This window comes from Silvania sp. (genome assembly GCF_051656365.1).
GTDB classification, from domain to species: domain Bacteria; phylum Pseudomonadota; class Gammaproteobacteria; order Enterobacterales; family Enterobacteriaceae; genus Enterobacter; species Enterobacter hatchlandensis.
Map to the genome: position 1 here is coordinate 1 of NZ_JBOGBT010000099.1, position 3,393 is coordinate 3,393.

Annotated in this window: 3 protein-coding genes and 1 pseudogene; 3 read left to right on the forward strand and 1 reads right to left on the reverse strand. The window is 63.2% G+C overall.

What is annotated here, in order from left to right; translation table 11 throughout:
• The 3 genes and pseudogenes from ACRDD5_RS19635 to ACRDD5_RS19645 form a co-directional block, all read left to right on the forward strand.
• Positions 1 to 192: pseudogene (locus ACRDD5_RS19635) on the forward strand (hemin ABC transporter substrate-binding protein); the annotation flags it as partial.
• Positions 192 to 1,184: a FecCD family ABC transporter permease gene (locus ACRDD5_RS19640; protein WP_438677740.1), complete on the forward strand. Its 993-nt coding sequence runs from the start codon at positions 192 to 194 to the stop codon at positions 1,182 to 1,184. The pseudogene ACRDD5_RS19635 and the gene ACRDD5_RS19640, both read left to right, overlap by 1 nt.
• On the forward strand, positions 1,177 to 1,956 hold the full coding sequence (locus ACRDD5_RS19645; protein WP_438677741.1) for a heme ABC transporter ATP-binding protein: 780 nt from the start codon (positions 1,177 to 1,179) through the stop codon (positions 1,954 to 1,956). The genes ACRDD5_RS19640 and ACRDD5_RS19645 overlap by 8 nt, the downstream gene beginning before the upstream one ends.
• Here the strand turns inward: ACRDD5_RS19645 and selO are convergent.
• The coding region (gene selO, locus ACRDD5_RS19650) for a protein adenylyltransferase SelO (RefSeq protein WP_438677742.1) at positions 1,953 to 3,393 on the reverse strand (1,441 nt) is incomplete at its 5' end. The two genes, ACRDD5_RS19645 and selO, sit on opposite strands and share 4 nt — an antisense overlap.

Sequence of the window (3,393 nt, forward strand, 5' to 3'; positions counted from 1 at the left end):
CTGATTTCCAAAGACGGCGTTAAGGCACTGGGCGGGGAAGCCAATCTGTGGAAGCTGCCCGGTCTGGCGCAAACCCCAGCGGGTCGCAATAAACAGGTGCTGCAGATTGACGACATGGCGCTTCTCGGCTTTAGCGTGCGCACGCCGGAGGCCATTGGTCAGTTGCGCGCCCGGGCGGAGCAACTGCCCTGATGTCCCGGCGTATCCACTGCTCCCTGTGGGGGCTGGCGGTATTGCTGTCGCTGATGACCTTACTGGCCAGCGGTTTTGGCGCATTGCGCCTGCCGGTGAGCCTGCTGTGGAACAACAGCGACGAGGCCCTGCGCCAGATCTGGTTCACCATCCGCCTGCCGCGCGTGCTGCTGGCACTGGTGATTGGCGGGTCGCTGGCGCTGGCGGGCTGCGTGATGCAGGGGCTGTTTCGCAATCCGCTTGCCGACCCCGGATTGCTGGGGATCAGCAGCAGTGCGGCCTGTGCCGTGGCCCTGTGGGTGGTGCTGCCAATCACCCTGCCCGCGCTGCTGATGCTGTACGCTCCGATGCTGGCGGCCTTTCTCGGCGCGCTGGCGGCCACCGTGGTGATTTTCCTGCTCAGCCAGCAGCGCGACAGCTCGTTGTCGCGCCTGCTACTGGTGGGGATCGCCATCAATGCCCTGTGTGGCGCGGCGGTTGGCGTGCTGTCGTGGGTGAGTAACGATGCCCAGCTGCGCCAGCTCTCCCTGTGGGGAATGGGCAGCCTCGGTCAGGCCCAGTGGTCAACGTTATTCGCGGTCGCTTCGCTGATGATCCCGACGGTGTTGATTATCTGGCGGCTGGCTGCAGCGTTGAACCTGCTGCAGCTTGGCGAGGAAGAGGCCCATTACCTGGGCGTGGATGTGCGTATCGTCCAGCGCATATTGCTACTGTGCAGCGCCCTGCTGGTGGCCGCGGCGGTGGCGGTCAGCGGGGTGATTGGCTTTATCGGACTGGTGGTGCCGCACCTGATGCGCATGTGGTTGGGATCGGATCACCGGGCGGTGATCCCCGGCTCGGTACTGGCAGGCGCGTTTCTGCTGCTGACTGCCGATACCGCCGCGCGCACGCTGGTGGCCCCGGCGGAGATGCCTGTCGGCCTGCTGACCAGCATTCTCGGCGCGCCGTGGTTCCTGTGGCTTATTTTCCGCCGTGGAGGTCAGCATGGCTGAACCCTTTATTGCCGAAGGATTAACGTACAGCGTGGCGGGCCGGGCGGTGCTGCGCGATGTGTCGCTCTCGCTTGCCCAGAGGGAGCTGGTGGCGCTCATCGGCCCGAATGGCGCAGGCAAATCCACTCTGCTGCGCCTGCTGACCGGCTATCTCAAACCGGACGCCGGGCGCTGCTTGCTCGGCGGAAAACGGCTTGAATTGTGGAGTACGCAGACGCTGTCGCGTCAGCGGGCGGTGATGCGTCAGCAAACCCAGCTGGGATTTGACTGGCCGGTGGAAGCGGTTGTTGGGATGGGACGTTCTCCCTGGACGCCACACCCCGAGCCGCAGATCGTCCGTGAGGTGATGCACATCACCGGCTGTCAGCCGCTTGCCGGGCGGCAATACGCGGCGCTGTCGGGCGGGGAACAGCAGCGGGTGCAACTGGCCCGCGCGCTGGCACAGCTCTGGAGCGACGGTATGCCGCGCGGCTGGCTGTTTCTTGATGAACCGACCTCGGCGCTGGATCTCTACCATCAGCAGCATCTTCTGCGGCTGCTGAAGGCGTTAACCGTTCAGGGGAACCTTCACGTCTGCGTGGTGCTGCACGATCTTAACCTCGCTGCCCTGTGGGCCGATCGGATCGTGCTGTTGCATGAGGGCAGAATTGTCTCACAGGGAGCGCCGCAACAGGTGCTGCAGGCCGATGACCTGGCGCGCTGGTATGGCGCGCAGGTTCACGTTGGTCAGCATCCGCTAAACGCCACCCCGCAGGTTTTCCTCGCGCCTTAACTCGAACAACTCACTTCCAGCCGCTTACCCCAGTCGGGTGGGCGGCTGACATAGTCATCATCCCTTTCGACAAACGGCGTACGCAGGACTTCATGCAAACGGTGTAACTCAGCATAGTCGCCGTTTTCGGCCCGATCGATGGCCCGCTGCGCCAGCCAGTTACGCAACACCATTGCCGGGTTGACCGCATTCATCTGCGCCTGACGCACGTCATCGGCCACGTTCTCCTGCGCCAGACGCGCGCGGTAGCGGGCAAACCAGTCATCAAAGGCCTGACGGTCGATAAACTCATCGCGCAGCGGCGAGGCAGCGCTGTGCTGCTCGGTCTGCCCGAGCATGCGGAAGGTGCGGGTGAAATCACTGCCCTCCCGCGCCATCAGTGCAAACAGCGCATTAAGAATATCGTTATCGCCCTTCTGCTGGGTCATTAGCCCCAGCTTGCGGCGCATTAGCTTGCCGAACTGCTGCAACAGCACCTCCTGATAGCTGTCCAGCGCGTCGTTCAGCGCCTCGACGTCGATAAACGGCGACAGCGACTGCGCCAGACGCTGCAGATTCCACAGCCCCACAGAAGGCTGATTATCAAAGCTGTAGCGCCCCTGATAGTCAGAGTGGTTGCAGATAAAGCCGGGCTGGTAATCATCGAGGAAGCCGTAAGGGCCGTAGTCAATGGTCAGGCCAAGGATCGACATGTTATCGGTGTTCATTACCCCGTGGGCAAAGCCGACAGTTTGCCAGCAGGCCATCAGGGAGGCGGTACGCGCAACCACGTCACGGAACCAGAGCAGGTATTTATCGGCGTCGTCTTTCCACTGCGGCCAGTGATGGTTAATCACAAAATCCGCCAGTTGGCGAACTTTATCCGGCTCGCGGCGATAATAGAAGTGTTCGAAATGGCCAAAGCGGACGTGGCTTTGCGCAATGCGCATCAGCATCGCGCCCTGCTCCATGGTTTCTCGTGCCACCGGCGTGTCGCTGGTGACAATCGACAGCGCGCGCGAGGTCGGGATCCCGAGCGCATGCATCGCTTCCGAGGCCAGGCTTTCGCGGATCGTCGAGCGCAGCACCGCGCGCCCGTCCCCCATCCGCGAGTAAGGCGTTAGCCCCGCCCCTTTCAGGTGCCAGTCGACGGTCTGCCCGTTGGCCAGCTGCTGTTCACCCAGCAGGATGCCGCGCCCGTCGCCGAGCTGTCCGGCCCAGACGCCAAACTGATGCCCGCTGTAAACCTGCGCCAGCGGCTGCATGCCCGGCAGTAATGTTTCGCCACCCCAGACGCCCGCGCCCTGCTCAGGCGTAAACAGCGCGGCGGGAACGGCAAGCTCCTCGGCCAGCGGCGCGTTATGCCAGATCAGGCGAGCGTTGCTCAGTGGCGTAGGGTTCAGTGCGGTATAAAAGCCCGGCAGTTCATCATGCCAGCGTGCGGTAAAAGACAGGGTC